Below are 18,795 nucleotides of genomic sequence, written 5' to 3' on the forward strand. Positions count from 1 at the left end.
CCTCGGCCGGGAGCGTTGCCGCCATGGGTGCGGCCTGCGGCGCCGCGTCCTCGGTCTCCGGCGCCTCCTCCGGCGGTGCCGGGCGCGCGACGCGAGGCTTGCGCGGCCGGCGCTTCGGGGCGGCAGGCACCGCCACCTGTGCTTCGGCAAGGCGCGCCTCCGCAGGTGTCGCCTGCGCAGCGGGGGCCTCCACAGGGGGCACCTCCGTCGCGGGCGCCGCTGCCACCGCTTCGGCCGGCTGCGCCGGCGGCTCGCCCGCGGCCTGCGGCATCGCTGCGGTCGCCTCCGGCGCCGCCTCGGCGATGGGCTGCGCGAAATAGGCCCTCACCTGCCGCCCCTGCTCGATCAGGGCGCACAGCGTGCCGGCGGTTTCGTAGAGGCCGTCGCCACGGCTGGCGAGGAAGGGCTTGCCCTCGATGGTGAAGACCTTCCGCTGCATGGACAGGCGTTGCACGGCCGCGGGGGTCGCGGGTTCGAAGGTGCAGCCGGACGCAATGGCGGCCGCAACCTGTTCGGCATCAAGAACCAAATCAGTGCCTCGAGAGAGGAAAGTCGAAAAAGACACGCCATCCCGTCATTGCGCGGCCGGATCCGGCACCGCTTCGACCGGACAATATTGCCTCAGTATTCAAGCCGGCCGCAGGGCGCAATAGCCGAAGGCGGAGATCGGTTGATTGTTATAGGGGCATTCAGGCGGCGAGCGCCGCGCCGGCGGCGGCGAGCGGCAGCGCCAGCACCGGGGTTTCCACCGCCACGGCGGTGAAGGCCAGCTTGGCGATGGCGCGGTAGCCGAGCTCGGAGAAATGCACCCCGTCATCCGCCCGCAGCCGGCGCTCCACCCGGTCCGTGCCGGCGAGGGAGGCGCGGAACTGTCCCTCCGGGTCGCTCGTCGCGTCCCAGCTCGGCACCCAGAGCGCGCCGCCCGCCCGCGCGCCGCGCTCCTGGATCTCGTTCAGTTGCCGGGCGAACTGCGCGAAGCCCGGCTCCCGCATGTTCGGCAGGCCCAGCCAGGCGACGACGGCGCCGCTCGCCCGCGCATGCTCCGCCATGGCGGCGACGCGGGCGGCATAGGCCTCGGCATAGGCCGGGCTGCCGAAGGGGAAGCGCCGGCGGGTGGCGCGGTCCACCATCGGGCGGAAATCATTGGCGCCGATCCAGGCGACCATCAGATGCGGCCGGGTGCGGGTCGCTGCCTCCCGCACCGCCTCCACCCAATCATATTCGTCGGCGCGGGTGAGGCCGGTGGCGTGGCGCGTGCCGTTCACCAGCTTCAGCTCCCGCTGCCGCCGCAGCGCGGGCAGGGAGGCGAGATAGAGCCCCTGCGCCAGGCTGTCCCCGCAGAAAAGGATCGTTAAACCCCCGGCGCCATCTTGCGGCGAGGGCAGCGCGGCATCCTGCGCGCCGGCCGGCAGGGCGGCGGTCGCGGCCAGCAGGCCCAGCAGGGGCCGGCGTCCCAGGCTTCGTGTCACAGCGTTCGTGCCATGTGCGGAGGTGCGGTTCCCGGATATTGGACAACACGCATCCGCAATCGTAAAGATTTCGTGTCGAGGAGGCAATATGCCAGGTTCGCCGGCCGGAACATCGCGCCGCACGCTGCTGGGCAAGCTCGGGGCAGGCCTGCTGCTCTCCGGCTGCGACCTGGCGCGCGGCGGCGTGCCGGTCCAGGCCGCGGGGCCGTCCGGCGCCTTCCGCTCCCTGGCGGAGCTCGAGGGCTGGACGCCGGAATGGCGCCTGGCGCCGGCGGTGCCGGAGGCCGCGCCAATGCCGGCCGCCGCCGGGGCGGGCGATCCGCTGGCGCCCTTCCATCGCGCCCTCGCGCAGCTCGAAGCCCGCCGCGCCAGCCAGCCGGTGCTGATCGTCCAGTTCGGGGACAGCCATACGGCCGGCCCCTTCTTCATCGCCCGGCTGCGGGAGCTGTTCCAGGCCCGCTACGGCGCCATCGGCCCCGGCCGCCTGCCGCCCGGCCAGGCGCCGCGCTTCTACCGCCCCGCTCTGGTGCAGGTGGAGCAGCAGGGGCCCTGGGAGGCGCGCAACGCGCTCCGCGCCGGAACGCCCGGCCCCTTCGGCATCGCCGGCTACCGGCTGCGCGCCAGCGCCCCGGGCAGCCGCATCCTGCTCCGCTCGACGGAGCCCGAGGGCTTCGACCGCTTCTCGCTGGACGTGCTGGTGCAGCCCGGCGGCGGGCAATTCCGCCTGGCACTGGATGGGGTGGCGGGGCCGGTGCTGCGCAGCCGCGCGCCGGAACAGCGTCGCGCCCCGGTGCCGCTCGACCTGCCGCGCCGCGTCCATGAGGCCGCGGTGGAGGTGCTGGGCGACGGGCCGGTGGAGCTGCTGGGCTGGGGCGCGGAGCGCCGCGGCCCCGGCGTGCTGGTGGAAGGCCATGGCATCAACGGCGCCACCATCGACATGCTTTCGAACCTCGACCAGGCGATCCTGCAGGACGATCTGGCGGCGCGGCCGCCGGCGCTGATCCTCCTCGCCTATGGCACCAACGAGGCCGTGGATGCCGGGCTGAGCGCGGAGGCCTATGCGGCGCAGCTCACCGGGCGGGTCCGGGCGCTGCGCCGCATGGCGCCGCAGAGCGCGATGCTGCTGATCGGCGCGCCGGATGCCGCCCGCCGCGTCGGGCGCCACCCGCAGGGCTGCGGCGGCTGGGCGCCGCTGCCGGGCCTCGCCGCGGTGAAGGCGGCGCAGGCCCGCGTGGCGGCGGCGGAGAAGCTGGCCTTCTGGGACTGGGCGGAGGTGACGGGCGGCATCTGCCGGCTGGACGCGCTGACCCGCGGCACGCCGAAGCTGGTGCAGGACGACCATGTGCATCTGACGGCGGAGGGCTATCGCCTCTCCGCCGAGCGGCTCTTCGACCGGCTGATGCGCCGCCAGAGCATGCCGATGGCGCGGACCATCTAATGGCCTCCCCGATCCCGGCCCGGTAGCGCATGCTGTTCCCGACCGGCGTCTTCGCGCTGTTCTTCCTGCTGGTCTTCCTGGCGCATTGGGCGCTGCGGCGGCACCTGCTGGCGGATCGCTGGCTGCTGCTCGGCGCCAGCTTCGTCTTCTACGCCCATTGGTCCTTCGAGCTCTGCTTCCTGCTGCTGGCGCTCGGCCTCTGGGCCTGGGGGGCGGGGCGGCTGGTGGCGCCCGGCGCGCATGCGCGCCCGCCCTGGAGGCTGCCGCTGGCGGTGGCGGGGCCGCTCCTCGTGCTTGGCTGGTTCAAGTATGCGGATTTCTTCCTGGCGGAGGCCGGCGCCCTGCTCGCCCGCTTCGGGCTGGAGGCACCGCCGCTGCTCGGCATCATCCTGCCGGTCGGCATCTCCTTCTTCTGCTTCCAGGCCATCTCCTACATCCTCGATGTTGCGCGGGGCGAGGCGCGGGCGGAGCCTTCGCCGCTTTTCGTCCTGGTCTATATCTTCTTCTTTCCGCATCTCGCGGCGGGGCCGATCGTCCGTGCCGCGCATTTCCTGCCGCAGGTCGCGGCGCCCTCCGACCCGCGCCGCATTCCCTTCCTGATGGCCGGGCTGCTGATCCTCGGGGGCCTGTGCAAGAAATTGCTGCTGGCCAACACCCTGGCGACGCAGCTCGTCGATCCGGTGTTCCGCGACCCGGAGGGCGCGGCCGCCGCGGATGCGCTGCTCGCCATCTATGGCTATGCGGCGCAGATCTGGTGCGACTTCTCCGCCTATTCGGACATGGCGATCGGCGTCGCCGCGCTGCTCGGCTTCCACTTCCCGCGGAATTTCGACCAGCCCTACCGCGCCGCCAGCCTCTCCGAATTCTGGCGACGCTGGCACATCTCGCTCAGCTCCTGGCTGCGGGACTATCTCTACATCCCGCTCGGCGGCTCCCGCGGCGGGGAGGCGCGGACGGCGCGCAACCTGATGCTCACCATGGTGCTGGGCGGGCTGTGGCATGGCGCGGCCTGGCGCTTCGTGCTCTGGGGCGCGCTGCACGGGGCGGGGCTGGTGGCGGAGCGTTTCCTCGGGCTGCGCGGCGCCGTCGCCGGGCCGCGGCGCTGGCTCGGCATGCTGCTCACCTTCCACCTCGTCTGCCTCGGCTGGGTGCTGTTCCGCGCGCCGGACATGGAGGGCGTCGGCGGCATCCTGACGGCGCTCGGGCGGTGGGAGCCGGCGCTGGTGGCGACGCCGCTGCTGGCGGCGCTGACCGCCTTCGCCCTCGCCCTGCACCTGCTGCCCGGCGATTGGGTGGAGCGGCTGGAGCGGCGCCTCGTCGCCCTGCCGGCGCCGACGCTGGGCGTCGGTTTCGGTGTGGCCATCCTGCTGATCGTCACGCTGGGCCCGAGCGGCGTGGCGCCCTTCATCTACTTCCAGTTCTGACGGACGCCATGCACGGCCGCGCCGAACCACCGCCGCAGCAGCCCTGGCTCCTCTCGCCGGAGGGCGAGCCCGGCGCGTCGCCTGCCGCCCTCGGCCTCGCACCGCACGGCGCCGGGGCGCGCCCGGTGCCGGATGATTTCTCCGCGTGCAGCGCCACCCTGCCGGTGCGGCACGCGGTGGCGGCGGTGCTGCTGGCGTTGCTGGTGGTGGCGATGGGGCGGTCTGGGCCGATCCTCGATGCCGCCTATGGCCTCGACACCCTGCCGGGCACCGAGGCGCTGATCACCGCCGCCGAGGCCTGGCACGGCGCGATGCAGACGCTGGGCATCCCCCAGACGCTGGACGCGCTGCACGGCGCATTTGGCCTCGCGGAGTAGGCAGGGTCCGTTCCGGCGCGCGGATGCATGCACAACCCCATCGAGTGCAGGGTCGAATGCCGTCTGCAGGCCAAGGATACCGGCCGCCCTTCGCGTCGCCGCCTCTCCACGCGCAAGCCGCAGCATGCTCTAGGTGTTGTACTTTCTAGAGCAAGAGATCCGCTCAGGTGATTCCACCTGATCGGATATTGCTCTAGTGTCCTGATGTCGGAGCCCTGCGGAATTCGTTCCCAGGCGACTAGCCATTGTCCTCAGTGGCCGGCCGATCCGCTGCGTTCGTGGGATTTCCCATGAACGCAGCGGGCAGGACACTAGCGAACGGTCGCCATCGCCGGCGCCTTCATCCCGCAGTGAGCAGGTTCAGCGCCACATCCGAACCGGATCGCCCGCTGCCTTGTCGCGGCTTTGCCGCGATAGGCCGTGCGAAGCGCCGATCGTGACGGACTCCGGGGCCCCCACGACGGCGCGCAGCGGCTTCATGGGGAATGCTATGCATGCCCCGCCGCATCGGAGAGCAGCAGCGGATCGATCTTCAGCTTGGCCAGCGCCGCCCGCCACTTCCGCGCGTCATCGCCGCCGAACAGCAGCTCCTCGTCCGGGGGGACGGACAGCCAGGCATTGGCCTGGATCTCCTCCTCGAGCTGCCCCGGACCCCAGCCGGCATAGCCCAGCGCCAGCATGCCCTGACGTGGCCCGCCGCCACCGGCCACTGCCTTCAGGATGTCCACGCTGGCGGTCAGGGCGAATTCCCCGCCCACCGGCAGGGACTGGTCGCTGGACCAATCCGCGGTGTGCAGCACGAAGCCGCGCCCGCCCTCCACCGGCCCGCCCTGGAACATCGGCAGGCGCCGTTGCGGCGGCCGCGGGGAAAGATCGAGCTGTTTCAGCAGATCGTCGAAGGATAGGGTCTCGAGCGGCTTGTTCACCACGATCCCCATCGCCCCCTCGGCGGAATGGGCGACCAGGCAGATGACGGTCTGGGCGAAGCTCGGGCTCTGCAGGCTCGGCATCGCAATCAACATCTGGCCGGACAGGTATCCGGTGCCCTGGACCATGGGAAAGGCGGTAGCAGCGGTGCGGGAGCGTCTCGCCATGGGGAAAACATGGAGGGACGCCGCCCATCCTGCAAGCGGGGCGGGCCTCTCTGGGCGATGACAGGGCGCGGCGAAGAGGTTACAGGAGCGTGGTTGGAGGAGGCAAACCCCATGACCATCAAGGTTGGCGACAGCATCCCGTCCATGAAGCTGACGCAGGGCACCCCGGAAGGCCCGAAGGAGATCTCGACGGAGGAATTGTTCGGCGGCAAGACGGTGGTGCTGTTCGGCGTGCCGGGCGCCTTCACGCCGACCTGCTCCGCCAAGCACCTGCCCGGCTTCGTGACCCAGGCCGATGCGCTGAAGGCCAAGGGCGCCGACGTCATCGCCTGCATGGCGGTGAATGACGCCTTCGTCATGAGCGCCTGGGGCAAGGACCAGGGCGTGGGCGACAAGGTGGTGATGATCGCCGATGGCAGCGCCGCCTTCACCAAGGCGCTGGGGCTGGAGCTGGACCTGACCGGCCGCGGCCTCGGCGTGCGCAGCCAGCGCTTCGCCCTGGTGGCGAAGGACGGCAAGGTCACGCATGTCGCCGTCGAGGCGCCCGGCGCCTTCGAGGTCAGCAAGGCCGAGGCGGTCCTCGCCGCCCTCTGATTTATTCCCCATGACGTCGCTGCGCGACGTCATGGGGGCCCCGGAGTCGCCTTGCGGTCGGGGCATCGCACAGCCTGCCGCGGCACAGCCGCGGCAGGGCAACGGGCGGCGCGGGTTCTCAGGTCGCGCCTGGGCGACGGCGCCCGGAGACCGTTCGGCCAGCCTGGAACCGAACCGGACCGTCCGATGCGGCAGCAAGGCCCGGCCTGGCTGCGCATGGCGCCCTCGCCGCGAGGGCCGCATGAACGCGCGCAGGACCGGCGCCATCCTCGCGGCATCCGTGCCGCCTCCGCGGGGCTCCCATGCCCCGCCGGCCCTGGCGCTGCGGGCCCGTCCGGGCCTAGGCTGTCCCGCAGCGGGCCGGGTTGGCGGCCCACTTCGTCACCGCCACCGGAAAGGCCCTGCCATGAACCCCTTTGCAGCCGCGGCCCTGGCCTGGCAGGCCAGCCTCGTCTTCACCGCCCGCTCCCTGCAGCTCTGGGCGGAGCCGGCCTCCGCCCAGGCCACCCTGCTGCGCTATGCGCTGGAGAAGCAGCGGGCCTTCGGCGCCGGGGCGCTGGCCGCCAGCCAGGCCGTGCTGGCCGGCGCCGCCGCGCCGGCGGTGATGGCGGCGGCCCTGGCGCCGGCGGAACGCCGGGTGCGGGCCAATCTCAGGCGGCTGACGCGGGGCTGAGCCGCACGCGCCGCCGCAGCGCCAGCCACATCAGCAGCGCCAGCGCCGCCAGGTTCGCCACGATCCCCGCCCGCCACGCCACCGCATAGCCGCCGAAGCCGTCATAGAGCAGACCGGCCAGCCACGCCCCCGCCGCCATGCCGGAGAGGCTGAGGAAGAGCAGCGCCGGCACCCGCCAGCTCGCCTCCCGCGCCGGGAACAGCTCCCGTACCGCCAGGACATAGCCCGGCACGATGCCGCTGAAGCCGAGGCCGTAAGCCGCGGCGACGAGGAACAGCCCCGTCTCCTCCTGCGTCGCCAGGAAGGCCGCCATGCCCGCCGCCTGGCACAGATTGCCGGCGATCACCGCATTGAGCCCGCCGATCCTGTCCGCCACCCAGCCCCAGAATTGCCGCGCCAGGAAGGCCGCGATCAGCAGCACGGAGAGCATCGCCGCGCCCTTCTGCCGGGTGATGCCGAGATCGCCGCAGAAGGCGACGAGATGCGCCGCCGGCATCGCCATGGGGATGCAGCAGAGGAAGGAGGCGAGGGCGAGCAGGAACAGCGCCAGGTTCGGCGGCATCCCCAGCACCTGCGCCCCCGCCACCGGCCCCGCGGCGGCCGCGCTGCCCGGCGGCGGCACGGGCGCCGGCCGCAGCGCCAGCGCCGCCAGCGGCAGCACCACCGCCGCCACCACCCCGGCATAGAGCGCCATGGTCCGCTGCCAGCCGAGCGTGGCAATCCCCCGCTCGATCAGCGAAGGCCAGAGCGCGCCCGCGACATACTGCCCGGAGGAGACGAGGGCGAGCGCGGTGCCCCGCCGCCGGTCGAACCACAGCGAGACATAGGTCATCATCGGCGGGAAGAGCGCGCCATTGCCCAGCAGCCCGACCATCAGCCCGAAGCCGACCAGCAACTGCCAGGGCGCGCCGCCCGAGGCGAGCAGCAGCCCGCCCGTCACCATGGCCCCGCCCAGCAGCGCCACCAGCCGCGCCGAGGTGCGTCCGGCGAGCCAGCCCATCAGCACCCCGCCCAGCCCCGCGCCGACATAGGCCAGCGAGGCGACGAGGGAGGGCAGCGACCGTGCCTCCCCCATGCTCTCGGCGATGTCGCGCAGCCCGACCGTCACGATCAGCGGGGCGCCGAAGGAGACGGAGAGGATCGTCACCGCCGCCAGGGCGGTGATCCAGCTCCGCCGCGTCTCGATGCTGCCGGGGGTCACGCCGCGCCCGGCTCCCCGCCGCGGGCCCGCCCGGCGCCATGGCGGTGGGCCATGCCGGGCCGTGGCCGGCCGGCCTCGGCGGCGATCGGGCCGCCCGGCGTTTCCATCCCGTCCCTCGGCATCTTCCGGCCTTGTCCTTATTCCTCGGGCGCCGCCTCCCGCTCATCGGCGCCGATCAGGTTCCAGATCGGCTCCGCCCGCAGCGCCCGCGCAATATTGTCCGCCGCGCGCGCCAGCGCCACCCGGGTGATGCCCTCGACCGAGGAGGAGTTGTGCGGCGAGCCGATGACGTTCGGCAGGCTCATGAAGGGCCAGTCCATGCGGAACTCGCCCTGGCGGATCGGCTCCACCCACCAGGCATCGATGCAGGCGGTGAAGGCCGGGTTGGCCTGAAGGTGGGCGAAGAGCGCCGCCTCCTCCACCACCTCGCCCCGCGCCAGGTTGATGAGGATGGCGTTCCGCTTCATCAGGGACAGCGCCCGGGCATCGATGATGCCGCGGGTCTTCGCCGTCAGCGGCACGCTGAGCACCAGGATGTCGCAGGCGGCCAGCATCTCCTCCAGCCGGTCCGGCGTACCCAGCCACTCCACGGGCTCCGCCGTCCGGCCGCGCTTGATGGCATGGATGGCCACCCCCATCGGCCGCATCAGCCGGGCGATGGCGGTGCCGATGCCGCCGAAGCCGAGGATGCCGCAGACCATCCCGGCGAGGCGGCGGTTCGGCACCATCTGGTTGAACTCGCCGCGGCCGAGCGCGGCGTGCTCGATCAGCAGCCGTTTGGCCGCGGCCAGTGCCATGGCCAGGGCGTGCTCCGCCATCGGCTCGGCATAGGCGCCGCCATTGCAGGCGATGGGCACCTGCGCCGGCAGGGCGCGCAGCGGCACGAAATCCACGCCGGCCGTCAGGAACTGGATCAGCTTCGCTCCGGCCAGCAACGCCGGCTCCCCCGGCCGCAATTCCTTGGCCGTATTGCGGCCGAGATAGGCGCTGGCGCGGGCGAGGGCGGCGGCCCGCGCCGCCGGGTCCAGATCCGGCAGGGCGAGGATCTCGGTGCCCGGCGGCAGCGCGGCGAGGAGGGCGCTGTGGGCATGGTCCTCCAGCGCGAAGCCGGAGACGAGGAGGGGAGGGTTGCTCATGCGACGATCCTGCGCGGGGGCGGCATCCTGCATCCGGGCTGGGGGTGCAGGAAGGGCGCTGCCCTTCCAACCCGGCTTTACGCCCGCCCATCTCGCATGCGAGCCTGCAGGAAAACCCCCTGGGGGAGAAACGCATGCAGAACCGGCGCGAGGTGGTGGCCAGCAGCCTGGCGGGGCTTGCCGCCGGCGGCGCCCCGGGCGCGCTGCTGCAGCCGGCCCAGGCCCCTGCCGCGCCCGCGCCGGATTCCGGCCATCGCCGCCACACCCTCCGCACCGCCTGACCAAGAAAGGGAACCGCCATGGATGGCCTGACCAGGATCGAATGCCCGTGGAACCGCACGGCCGAGAATCTCGGCAATTCGGTCGAGTTGCAGCATGTGAACCTGCGGGTGCCGGATCAGCTCAAGGCGACGGCCTTCTACATCTCGGCCCTCGGCCTGACCCGCGACCCCTATCTGCTGACCGGCATCGACAACATGTGGGCCAATGTCGGCGTCAGCCAGTTCCACCTGCCGACCGGCGAGGCGCAGGTGCTGCGCGGCGTGGTCGGGCTGGTGGTGCCGGACCGCGCCCAGCTCCTCCACCGGCTGCAGACCGCGCGGCGCTGGCTGGACGGCACGAAATACGGCTTCACCGAGGCGGCGGATCATGTGGACGTCACCTGCCCCTGGGGCAACCGCATCCGCGTCCACAGCCCGGATGCCGAGCGCTTCGGCCGCATCGTCCTCGGCATCCCCTATGTCGCCTTCGACGTGGCGCCGGGCACGCTGCCCGGCATCGTCCGCTTCTACCAGCAGATCGTCGGCGCCCCGGCCGCCATCGAGGGCGGCGAGGCCCGCGTGCTGGTGGCCAATGGCCAGTATCTGATCTTCCGCGAGACCGACGCGTCGATCCCGCCCTATGACGGCCACCACATCCAGCTGGCCTTCGTCGATTTCGGCGGGGTGCATGCGAAGCTGGCGGAGCGCGGGCTGATCAGCCAGGAGGACAGCCAGCACCAGTACCGCTTCATCGATATCGTGGACCCGGAGGATGGCAGGCTGCTGTTCCAGGTGGAGCACGAGATCCGCTCGACGACGCATCCGCTCTTCATGCGGAAGCTGGTGAACCGCAACGCCGCCATCACCAACACCCTCTATGCCACGGGGCATGAGGCGCTGAACTGGGCGATGGCGCCGGAGTGATTGTTTCCCCACGACGTCGCTGCGCGCCGTCGCGGGGGCCCCGAGTTTTGCCCCAGGCGGGCGCTGGCGCGCCGCCACGGGGCCCTTAGAGGCCTTGATGCGAGAGGTCTCGCACAGCCTGCCGCGGCGAAGCCGCGGCAGGGCAACGGGTGGTCGGGCTGAAGCCATCGGGGGTGGCGCCCGGCATCTGGCCATGCCTGGTCAGGGACGGTAGAGCGGAGGGGCCCATTCGCCGCGAAGAGCCCTGATGCCGGAAACCCCCGAAGGCCTGCTCGCCCGCCTCGCCGCCGCGGGCATCGAGACCCGCACCGTCACCCACCCGCCGGTCTTCACCGTGGCGGAATCCCAGTCGCTCCGCGGCACCCTGCCCGGCGGGCACAGCAAGAACCTCTTCCTCCGTCCGGCGAAGCAGGCTCCCGGCCCCTATCTGCTGGCGGTGCTGGAGGAGGACCGGCAGATCTCCGTCAACGCCCTGGCCTGGGCCGCCGGCGCCGGCCGCGTCGAAATGGCCCCGGCCGAGGCGCTGCTGGCCCAGCTCGGCGTCGCCCCCGGCTCCGTCACCCCCTTCGGCATGGTGAACGCCGCCCCCGGCGCGGTGCGCATGGTGATCGATGCGGGGCTGGTGCGGGACCATGAATGGGTGCATTTCCACCCCCTGGTGAACAGCATGACCACGGCGATCCGCCCTTCCGACCTGCTGCGCTTCCTGGAAGGCCTCGGCCACCGGCCGGAGGTGCTGGACCTGCCGCCCCCCTCTGCTTAACTGGCGGCGCCCCCCATTGCCCCGGCGCCATCGCGTCGCATCTATGTCCCAAGGATCCGAGGAAGAGCTGCCATGGACGTGATCTTCGACCCGAACCGGCAGGCCGCCCCCGGCGCCGGCGCCGATTCCATCAAGGATGGCGACCAGCGGACCTTCATGCAGGACGTCATCGAGGCGAGCCGCGAGACGCCCGTCCTGGTCGATTTCTGGGCCACTTGGTGCGGCCCCTGCAAGACGCTGACGCCGACGCTGGAGAAGGTGGTGCGCGCCGCCGGCGGCCGGGTGAAGCTGGTCAAGATCGACATCGACAAGAACCGCGCCCTGGTCCAGCAGCTCTCCCAGATGGGCCTGCCGCTGCAATCCGTGCCCACCGTCGTCGGCTTCGTCCAGGGCCAGATCGCCGACCTCTTCCAGGGCGCCGTTCCCGAGGGCGAGGTGAAGCGCTTCGTCGAGGGGCTGCTGAAGGCCGCCGGCGGCCAGATGCCCACCGCCGACCTGCTGGCCGAGGCCAAGGCGGCGGCGGAGGAGGGCGACCACCAGACCGCGCTCCAGCTCTTCGGTGCCCTGGTGCAGCAGGAGCCGGAGAATGCCGAGGGCTATGCCGGCGCCGCCCGGGCGCTCGCCGCGCTGGGGCAGGAGGAGCAGGCGACCCAGGTGCTGGACAGCGCCCCGGCCAAGCTCCGCGAGCATGCCGAGATCGCCTCCGTCCGCTCCGCCCTGGAACTCGCCGCCGAGGGCCGCAAGGCCCGCGCGAAGCTGGCGGAGTATGAGAGCCGCCTGGCCGCCGACCCCGATGACCATGCCGCCCGCATCGACCTCGCCATCGCCCTGAACGCGGCCGGGGACCGGGAGCAGGCGGTGGACGCGCTGCTGGAGGCCTTCCGCCGCGACCGCGCCTGGAACGACGAGGCGGCGCGCAAGCAGCTGCTGAAATTCTTCGAGGCCTGGGGCTTCTCCGACCCCGCCACGGTGGCCGGGCGGCGCAAGCTCTCCTCGCTGCTGTTCAGATAGGGGAGGGGGCCATGGCCGCCTTCCACCCGGAATTCGAGGCGCTTCCGGCGGAGATCGCGGTCTTTCCCCTGCCGGGCGCGCTGCTGCTGCCGCATGCCCGCCTGCCGCTGAACATCTTCGAGCCGCGCTACCTGGCGATGACCCAGGACGCCCTGGGCCAGGGGCGGATGTTCGGCATGGTGCAGCCGGAGCCGGGCCAGCCCCGCGGCCCCCATGGCCCGGCCATCTACCGCACCGGCTGCCTCGGCCGCATCTGCTCCTTCGCCGAGACGGAGGATGGCCGGCTGCTGATCACCCTGACCGGCCTCTGCCGCTTCCGCGTGGCGGAGGAGCTGGCGATGTGCCGCGGCTACCGCCGGGTGCGGGTGGAATATGACCGCTTCCGGGCCGATCTGGCGCCGCTGACGCCGCCCCCCGGCCTCGATCGCGCCGCGCTGCTCGGCGCGCTGCGGGACTTCTTCCGGGCCCGCGGCATCGAGGCGAATTGGGAGGCGGTGGAGCAGACCTCCGACGCCATGCTGGTGCTGACGCTCTGCATGGTCTGCCCCTTCGAGGTGCGGGAGAAGCAGGCGCTGCTGGAAGCCGAATGCGCCGGGCAGCGGGCCGCCATGCTGGTGGCGATGCTGCAGATGGGCGCGCATGGCGGCGGGGAGCCGCCGCCCGGGGCCAAGCCGAGCTGACAAACTGCGCCTTCGGCGCAACCCTCCCCAGCACCTGTCATTTGCTCTAGAGAGGTCCCATGAGCGACATGCCGAAACCCGCCGCCCCGGGCGGCGAGGTCGATCCCAGCCTCCTCGAGATCCTGGTTTGCCCCGTCACCAAATCCACCCTGCGCTACGACCGCGCCCGCGGGGAGCTGGTGAGCGAGGCCGCGCGCCTGGCCTACCCGATCCGCGACGGCATCCCCATCATGCTGCCGGAGGAGGCGCGGCGGCTGGACGACCCCGCCCCCTGAGCCCGCCATGCCCACCGCGACCGAGCTGCGACTGAAGCGCGCCGAGAAGCGGCTGGAGGTTGCCTTCGACGATGGCAGCCGCTTCAGCCTGCCGGCCGAGTACCTTCGCGTCGAAAGCCCCTCCGCCGAGGTGCAGGGGCATGGGCCGGGGCAGAAGACCATCGTCGCCGGCCGCAAGGAGGTCGGCATCCTGCGGCTGGAGCCGGTGGGGCATTACGCCGTCCGCATCGTCTTCGACGACCTGCACGACAGCGGCATCTACAGCTGGGCCTATCTGCACCAGCTCGGCCGCGAGCAGGCCGAGCGCTGGGCGGAGTACGAGGCCGCGCTGGCGGAGAAGGGGCTGAGCCGGGAGCCGCCGAAGCGGCGGGGGTAGCGCCCCCGGCTATTCCAGGAATTCCCGCCAGGCCTGCACCACGAATTCCGGCCTCTCCCGCACCGAGGCATGCGCCGCCGCCGGCACTTCCAGCACCCGGCTGCCGGCGATGGTCGCCTGCATCCAGGCCGCCGCCTCCTTGAAGGGCTGCCGTTCCTCCGAGCCGAGCATGATCAGCGTCGGCGCGGTGATGCGGGCGGCCTCCGCCCGGGCATCCACCATGGCCAGCATCTCGCAGGCCAGGGCATAGCCCTCGTCGCTGCACGCCTCGAAGGTCCGGCGGACGTACTGCACGTTCCGCCCGTTCTCGGCGAGCGAGGCGGGGGTGAAGAAGGTCTGCAGCAGGGTGGGGATCAGGCTGGCCACGCCCTTCTCCCGCGCCGCCGCCGCCCGCACCGGCCAGTTGGCCTGCTGCTCCTCATTGTACCGGGGGGTGCAGTCGCAGAGGATCAGCTTCTCCACCATCTCCGGATGGGTGCCGGCGAAATGCTGGGCGACGGAGCCGCCCATGGAGATGCCGGCCAGGTGGAAGCGCTCCAGCCCCTCCCGCCGCGCCAGGGCATGCAGCTGCGCCGTCAGCTCCGCCGCCCCGTACTGGCCGCGCGGCAGGGGCGTGTCGCCATGGCCGGGGAAGGAGTAGGCGATCAGCTCATAGCGGTCGGCCAGCGGCTCCAGCACGTCCCAGAAGCGCCATTCCATGCCCAGGCAGTGCAGCAGCACCAGCGGCGCGCCCCGGCCGCGGCGATGCACCGTGACATCCGCCGGGTCGAGCGGTTGCGGCGTCCATTCCATGCGCGTTCCCTCCCTGGGGCCGAGCGGCAGGATGGGGGAGGGCCGCCGGCGCCGCCAGGGCCGATTTCGGACATCCGATCACACCAGATGTGCCGATAACGGACTTTCCTTCGCGCCTGCTCCTCTCCATTCTTGGTCGAACGACCATGAAGCGGAAGCCTCCTGCCGGAGGCCTGAGGAGGCGCCCCATGCAGTTCGGATTGTTCGGTGGCGCGCGCACCAAGCGCAGCGTCGGCATCGAGGACAGCCAGGGCTACCAGAGCTTCATCGACTATGTGATGGAGGCTGATCGCCTCGGCTTCCGCCATATGTTCATGGTGGAGCACCACTCGACCGGCCAGGGCCAGGTCTCCGCCTCCATGACCCTGCTCGCCTATCTGGCGGCGAAGACCCAGCGCATCCGCCTCGGCACCGCCGTGGTGGTGCTGCCCTGGCATAACCCGGTGCTGGTCGCCGAACAGGCGGCGACGCTCGACCTGCTCTCTGGCGGGCGCTTCGATTTCGGCGTGGGCAAGGGCTACCGCCGCCCGGAATTCGACGCCTTCTGCATCCCCATCGAGGAAGCCTCCGAGCGCTTCGACGAGGCGATGGAGGTGATCCGCAAGGCCTGGACCGCCGAGGACCGCTTCACCCATCACGGCAAGCGCTGGCACTACGAGAACATGCTGGTGGAGCCGGCGCCGCTGCAGCGGCCGCACCCGCCGCTCTGGCTGGCGGCCGGCAGCAGGGACAGCATCCGCCGCGCGGCGCGGGAGGGCTACAACCTGTTGCTGGACCAGCTCGCCTCGGTCGAGCAGATCATCGAGCGCATCGCGATCTACCGCGAGGAATGCGCCCGCATCGGCCGCGGCTACCACCCGAACATGGTCGGCACCGCCCGCGCCCTGCAGATGATCCACTCCGAGGCGGAGCGCCAGGCGGCCTATGAGACGCGCAGGCGCGTGGTCGGCGTGATCGGCGACCTGGCGCGGGACAAGCTGGCCGAGCGCATCGAGGAGGACACCGCCCCGCTGCTCGGCACGCCGGAGGAGATCATCGCGCGCCTCAAGCTGCTGGAAGCGGGCGGCGCGACCAACATCCTGCTGGTGGACCCCAACGCCTCCGTCGCCAACCTCCGCGCCTTCGCGCGCGAGGTGATGCCGGCCTTCGCCAGCCCGGTCCCCGCCGCCGCGGAGTGACCGCCCGCGGGCAGGGCTTGCCCTTGCCCCGCTCCGCCCGCAGGGTGGCGCCCTGTCACCATCCCCCGGGAGGAACCAGCATGAGCCGCTTGCCGCCAAAGAGCCGCGAAACCCTGGATGACGCGCAGCGCGCGGTATGGGACCGCATCGCCTCCGGCGCCCGGGGCGGCGTCGGCGGCCCCTTCCTGGCGCTGCTGACCAGCGCCGAGCTCTGCGCCCGGGTGGAGCAGGTGGGCGTCTTCATCCGCTACGAATGCAGCGTGCCGATGCGGCTCCGGGAACTCGCCATCCTCTGCGTCGGCCAGCATTGGAAGGCGGAATACGAGTGGTACGCCCATGCCCCGATCGCCGCGAAGCAGGGCGTGCCGGAGGCGGTGATCGCCGCCATCGGCACCGGCGCTGAGACGGTGCCCTTCGACGCCGAGCCCGACCGCGTGGTGGCGAATTTCGTGCGCGAGGTGCTGCGCACCGGCCAGGCGAGCGACGCCACCTACGCCGCGGCGCAGAAGCTGCTGGGCGACAAGGGCACGGTCGAGCTGACCGGGCTGGTCGGCTACTACACGCTGCTCGCCCTGCAGCTCAACGTGTTCCAGGTGCGGCCGCCGGAGGGATATCGGGTGCCCTGGGCCTGAGGGTGTGTCGAGGGAGGGCGCCGCCCTCCCTCGAGCTCCCACCCGCCAAAGGCCGAAAGGCCTTTGGAAACCGTGAGTCTCAGGCGCGTGGGTTCGAACGGCAGACTCAAGCGTTCAAGGGGCCTTTCGGCCCTTCCTCAAGCCGTCCGCGTGATCTCGACCAGGAAGTCGATGAACGCCCGAAGCTTCGCCGGCACATGCCGCTGCGCCGGGTAGAGCACCGAGACCGGCGCCCCTTCCAGCGCGAAGTCGCGCAGGATCTCCCGCACATCCCCGCGCTCCAGGTCCTTGCGGTACAGCCACCAGGTTCCCTGCGCGATCCCGGTGCCCGCCACCGCCGCCTCGCGCAGCGCGTCGCCGCTGTTGATCACGGCATTGCCCTTCACCCGGATGCTGAAGGGCTTGCCGTCCTCGCCCTTGAAGCCCCATTCCGGCCCGAAGCGGCTGATCAGGCAGTTGTGCTCCCGCAGCGCCTCCGGCGTCGCCGGCTCCCCATGCCGCGCCAGATAGGCGGGCGAGGCCACCGTCACCTGCCGCCCGCGCGTCAGCAGGCGGATGGTCAGCCGGCTGTCGGCAATATGGCCGGTGCGGACGGCCAGGTCGTAGCCCTCCGCAATCAGATCCACCATGCCGTCGCTGAAATGCAGGTCCAGCGTGATGCCGGGGTAGCGGGCGAAGAAGCGCGGCAATTCGGGCGCCAGGGTGACGCGGCCGAAGCTCAGCGGCAGCACGGCGCGGATGCGCCCGCGCGCCGTGCCGCTGCCCCGGCGGAGCATCGCCTCCGCATCCTCCAGCTCCGCCAGGATGCGCAGGCTGCGTTCGTAGAATTCCTGGCCGTAATCGGTCGGCCGCAGGCGCCGCGTGGTGCGGGTGAAGAGCTGGGTGCCGAGCGCATCCTCCAGCCGCGCGATGGTCTTGGTGACGGCGGAAGGAGACAGCCCCAGCTTGCCGGCCGCCGCGGTGAAGCCGCCCTGCTCCACCACGCGGACGAAGACGGACAGCGCCATGAAGCGATCCATGGCGCGGCCTGTCGCGCTAGAGCGGATCGCCGCAGGGCGGCATCGCCCGAAGGCGTGAATCCGCTCTGCAAACAGAAGCGTAGAGCGTTTTCGGTGAACGCATGTGAACCGAAGGCGCTCTAGACCCGCATGGGCATCAGCACGTAGAGCGCTTCCGGCTTCGCCGCATCCGTCACCACGGTCGGGGCGCTGCCATCGGCGAAGCGGAACTCCACCTGGTCGGCGATCTGGTCGGTGATGTCGTTCAGGTAGCGCGCCTGGAAGCCGATCTCGAGCGGCGAGCTCTCATACGCCACCACATCGGCGTCCAGCTCCTCCTGCGCCTGGCCCTGCTCGGCGGAGGAGGCGGAGAGGAGGAGGTGGTTGCGGTCGATGGAAAGCTTCACCGGCCGCGACCGCTCGCTGCTGATGGCGGCGACGCGCCCGACGGCCTCGGCGAACTCCTTCTTCGAGACCTTCAGCACCTTGTCGTTGCCGCGCGGGATCACCCGGTCATATTCCGGGAAGGTGCCGTCGATCAGCTTGCTGGTGAGCTGGATGGTGCCGATGTCGAAGCGGATCTTGGTGTCGGAGAGCCGCACCTGGATCTCCTCCTGCGTCTCCTCGGCCAGCTTCCGCACCTCATTCACCGTCTTGCGCGGGATGATGACGCCGGGGATGCCGGCGGCGCCCTCGGGCAGCGGCTCCTCCACCCGCGCCAGGCGGTGGCCATCCGTCGCCACGGCGCGCAGCACCTTCTCGCCCTCGCTCTCCGTCGCGTGCAGGAAGATGCCGTTCAGGTAGTAGCGGGTTTCCTCGGTGCTGATGGCGAAGCGGGTGCGGTCGATCAGCTCCCGCAGCTGCCCGGCGGGCAGGGCGAAGCCATGCGGCAGCTTGCCCTCGGTCATGGAGGGGAAATCCTCCACCGGCAGCACGGCGAGGTCGGTGTTGAAGCGGCCGGCGCGGAGGCGGAGCGGGGCGTCGCCGCCGGCATGGTCCAGCTCCACCCTGGCGCCGTCCGGCAGCTTGCGGACGATTTCGTAAAGTGTGGCGGCCGGCGCCGTGGTGCGGCCGGGCCGGGCAACCTGGACGCCGGACAACTCCTCCACCACCGCGATCTCCATATCGGTCGCGGTGAGCTTCAGGCTGCCCTCCTGCGCCGCAAGGAGGACATTGGCGAGGATGGGGATGGTGTTCCGGCGCTCCACCACGCTCTGGACATGCGCCAGCGCCTTGAGCAGGAGCGCCCGCTCGACCGTGAATTTCATAACCCCAGTGGCTCCCCAGACCGTGCTGCCCCGTCTTGCCGGGGGCGCGCATGCTAACAGCGTGGATTCGCAAGGGAAAGGTAGGGATTCCGCCGCTCCGGGCCAAGCTCTACGGTGGCCCGTCCCCAGACGGCCGCCCGCCTTAACCCAAGCCGGGCCACCTGCCTCCCCCATGGCCGCCCGCGCCGCCCATGGCCCTGGCGCGGCTTCGCCGCGACAGGCTGTGCGAGAC

The 18,795-nt window shown here is 71.7% G+C and carries 21 protein-coding genes and 1 pseudogene; 14 read left to right on the plus strand and 8 right to left on the minus strand.

Features of this window, described 5'->3' with window-relative positions; translation table 11 throughout:
* Positions 1-439, minus strand: a pseudogene (locus NJ376_RS22095) (hypothetical protein); the annotation flags it as partial.
* 250 nt (positions 440-689) lie between these two features.
* Entirely contained in the window at positions 690-1,469 is a 780-nt protein-coding gene (locus tag NJ376_RS22100) for a DUF459 domain-containing protein (RefSeq protein ID WP_252955455.1), read from the minus strand.
* Between the two features lie 88 nt (positions 1,470-1,557).
* Here NJ376_RS22100 and NJ376_RS22105 point away from each other — a divergent pair, with 88 nt between their 5' ends.
* Genes NJ376_RS22105 through NJ376_RS22115 form a run of 3 tightly spaced genes read left to right on the plus strand, consistent with a single transcriptional unit; the run spans position 1,558 to position 4,708 of the window.
* Positions 1,558-2,907, plus strand: coding sequence for a GDSL-type esterase/lipase family protein (locus NJ376_RS22105; protein WP_252955456.1), 1,350 nt, complete (start codon positions 1,558-1,560; stop codon positions 2,905-2,907).
* A gap of 29 nt (positions 2,908-2,936) precedes the next feature.
* Positions 2,937-4,331 (plus strand): MBOAT family O-acyltransferase, encoded by a 1,395-nt coding sequence (locus tag NJ376_RS22110; protein ID WP_252955457.1) that lies wholly within the window; start codon positions 2,937-2,939, stop codon positions 4,329-4,331.
* An 8-nt stretch (positions 4,332-4,339) separates the two neighbouring features.
* Positions 4,340-4,708 (plus strand): hypothetical protein, encoded by a 369-nt coding sequence (locus NJ376_RS22115; protein WP_252955458.1) that lies wholly within the window; start codon positions 4,340-4,342, stop codon positions 4,706-4,708.
* A 488-nt stretch (positions 4,709-5,196) separates the two neighbouring features.
* Here NJ376_RS22115 and NJ376_RS22120 read toward each other — a convergent pair whose 3' ends face one another.
* Positions 5,197-5,802, minus strand: coding sequence for a YqgE/AlgH family protein (locus tag NJ376_RS22120; protein ID WP_252955459.1), 606 nt, complete (start codon positions 5,800-5,802; stop codon positions 5,197-5,199).
* 111 nt (positions 5,803-5,913) lie between these two features.
* On the opposite strand from NJ376_RS22120, the gene NJ376_RS22125 reads away from it, so the two are divergent.
* On the plus strand, positions 5,914-6,396 hold the full coding sequence (locus NJ376_RS22125; RefSeq protein WP_252955460.1) for a peroxiredoxin: 483 nt from the start codon (positions 5,914-5,916) through the stop codon (positions 6,394-6,396).
* Between the two features lie 406 nt (positions 6,397-6,802).
* On the plus strand, positions 6,803-7,069 hold the full coding sequence (locus tag NJ376_RS22130) for a hypothetical protein (protein WP_252955461.1): 267 nt from the start codon (positions 6,803-6,805) through the stop codon (positions 7,067-7,069).
* Here the strand turns inward: NJ376_RS22130 and NJ376_RS22135 are convergent.
* Positions 7,047-8,270 carry an MFS transporter gene (locus NJ376_RS22135; RefSeq protein ID WP_252955462.1) on the minus strand — a complete coding sequence of 408 codons (1,224 nt, stop codon included), beginning with the start codon at positions 8,268-8,270 and terminating at the stop codon, positions 7,047-7,049. The genes NJ376_RS22130 and NJ376_RS22135 overlap by 23 nt on opposite strands.
* A 137-nt stretch (positions 8,271-8,407) precedes the next feature.
* On the minus strand, positions 8,408-9,406 hold the full coding sequence (locus tag NJ376_RS22140) for an NAD(P)-dependent oxidoreductase (RefSeq protein ID WP_252955463.1): 999 nt from the start codon (positions 9,404-9,406) through the stop codon (positions 8,408-8,410).
* 134 nt (positions 9,407-9,540) lie between these two features.
* On the opposite strand from NJ376_RS22140, the gene NJ376_RS22145 reads away from it, so the two are divergent.
* The 7 genes from NJ376_RS22145 (at position 9,541) to NJ376_RS22175 (ending at position 13,695) form a co-directional block, all read left to right on the plus strand.
* Positions 9,541-9,687 carry a hypothetical protein gene (locus NJ376_RS22145; RefSeq protein ID WP_252955464.1) on the plus strand — a complete coding sequence of 49 codons (147 nt, stop codon included), beginning with the start codon at positions 9,541-9,543 and terminating at the stop codon, positions 9,685-9,687.
* Positions 9,688-9,705: 18 nt separating this feature from the next.
* Complete coding sequence (locus NJ376_RS22150; RefSeq protein WP_252955465.1) at positions 9,706-10,590, plus strand: hypothetical protein; 885 nt, start codon at positions 9,706-9,708, stop codon at positions 10,588-10,590.
* Positions 10,591-10,837: 247 nt separating this feature from the next.
* Positions 10,838-11,353 carry a prolyl-tRNA synthetase associated domain-containing protein gene (locus NJ376_RS22155; protein WP_252955466.1) on the plus strand — a complete coding sequence of 172 codons (516 nt, stop codon included), beginning with the start codon at positions 10,838-10,840 and terminating at the stop codon, positions 11,351-11,353.
* Positions 11,354-11,425: 72 nt separating this feature from the next.
* Positions 11,426-12,364, plus strand: a complete 939-nt coding sequence (locus NJ376_RS22160) for a tetratricopeptide repeat protein (protein ID WP_252955467.1) — start codon at positions 11,426-11,428, stop codon at positions 12,362-12,364.
* 11 nt (positions 12,365-12,375) lie between these two features.
* Positions 12,376-13,044 carry an LON peptidase substrate-binding domain-containing protein gene (locus tag NJ376_RS22165; RefSeq protein WP_252955468.1) on the plus strand — a complete coding sequence of 223 codons (669 nt, stop codon included), beginning with the start codon at positions 12,376-12,378 and terminating at the stop codon, positions 13,042-13,044.
* Between the two features lie 59 nt (positions 13,045-13,103).
* Positions 13,104-13,319, plus strand: coding sequence for a Trm112 family protein (locus NJ376_RS22170; RefSeq protein WP_252955469.1), 216 nt, complete (start codon positions 13,104-13,106; stop codon positions 13,317-13,319).
* A 7-nt stretch (positions 13,320-13,326) separates the two neighbouring features.
* On the plus strand, positions 13,327-13,695 hold the full coding sequence (locus tag NJ376_RS22175) for a gamma-butyrobetaine hydroxylase-like domain-containing protein (RefSeq protein ID WP_252955470.1): 369 nt from the start codon (positions 13,327-13,329) through the stop codon (positions 13,693-13,695).
* A 9-nt stretch (positions 13,696-13,704) separates the two neighbouring features.
* Here the strand turns inward: NJ376_RS22175 and NJ376_RS22180 are convergent, their stop codons facing one another.
* Positions 13,705-14,487 (minus strand): alpha/beta fold hydrolase, encoded by a 783-nt coding sequence (locus NJ376_RS22180; RefSeq protein ID WP_252955471.1) that lies wholly within the window; start codon positions 14,485-14,487, stop codon positions 13,705-13,707.
* A 188-nt stretch (positions 14,488-14,675) separates the two neighbouring features.
* Here NJ376_RS22180 and NJ376_RS22185 point away from each other — a divergent pair, with 188 nt between their 5' ends.
* Positions 14,676-15,665: an LLM class flavin-dependent oxidoreductase gene (locus NJ376_RS22185; protein ID WP_252955472.1), complete on the plus strand. Its 990-nt coding sequence runs from the start codon at positions 14,676-14,678 to the stop codon at positions 15,663-15,665.
* Between the two features lie 80 nt (positions 15,666-15,745).
* Positions 15,746-16,297, plus strand: a complete 552-nt coding sequence (locus NJ376_RS22190) for a carboxymuconolactone decarboxylase family protein (protein WP_252955473.1) — start codon at positions 15,746-15,748, stop codon at positions 16,295-16,297.
* 137 nt (positions 16,298-16,434) lie between these two features.
* On the opposite strand, the gene NJ376_RS22195 is transcribed toward NJ376_RS22190, so the two are convergent.
* Positions 16,435-17,304 carry a LysR family transcriptional regulator gene (locus NJ376_RS22195; RefSeq protein ID WP_252955474.1) on the minus strand — a complete coding sequence of 290 codons (870 nt, stop codon included), beginning with the start codon at positions 17,302-17,304 and terminating at the stop codon, positions 16,435-16,437.
* 131 nt (positions 17,305-17,435) lie between these two features.
* A complete protein-coding gene (gene dnaN / locus NJ376_RS22200; RefSeq protein WP_252955475.1) occupies positions 17,436-18,563 on the minus strand; it encodes a DNA polymerase III subunit beta in 1,128 nt (375 codons plus the stop codon).
* Positions 18,564-18,795 lie beyond the last annotated feature (232 nt).

The organism is Siccirubricoccus soli (assembly GCF_024178315.1).
Taxonomy (GTDB): Bacteria; Pseudomonadota; Alphaproteobacteria; order Acetobacterales; family Acetobacteraceae; genus Siccirubricoccus; species Siccirubricoccus soli.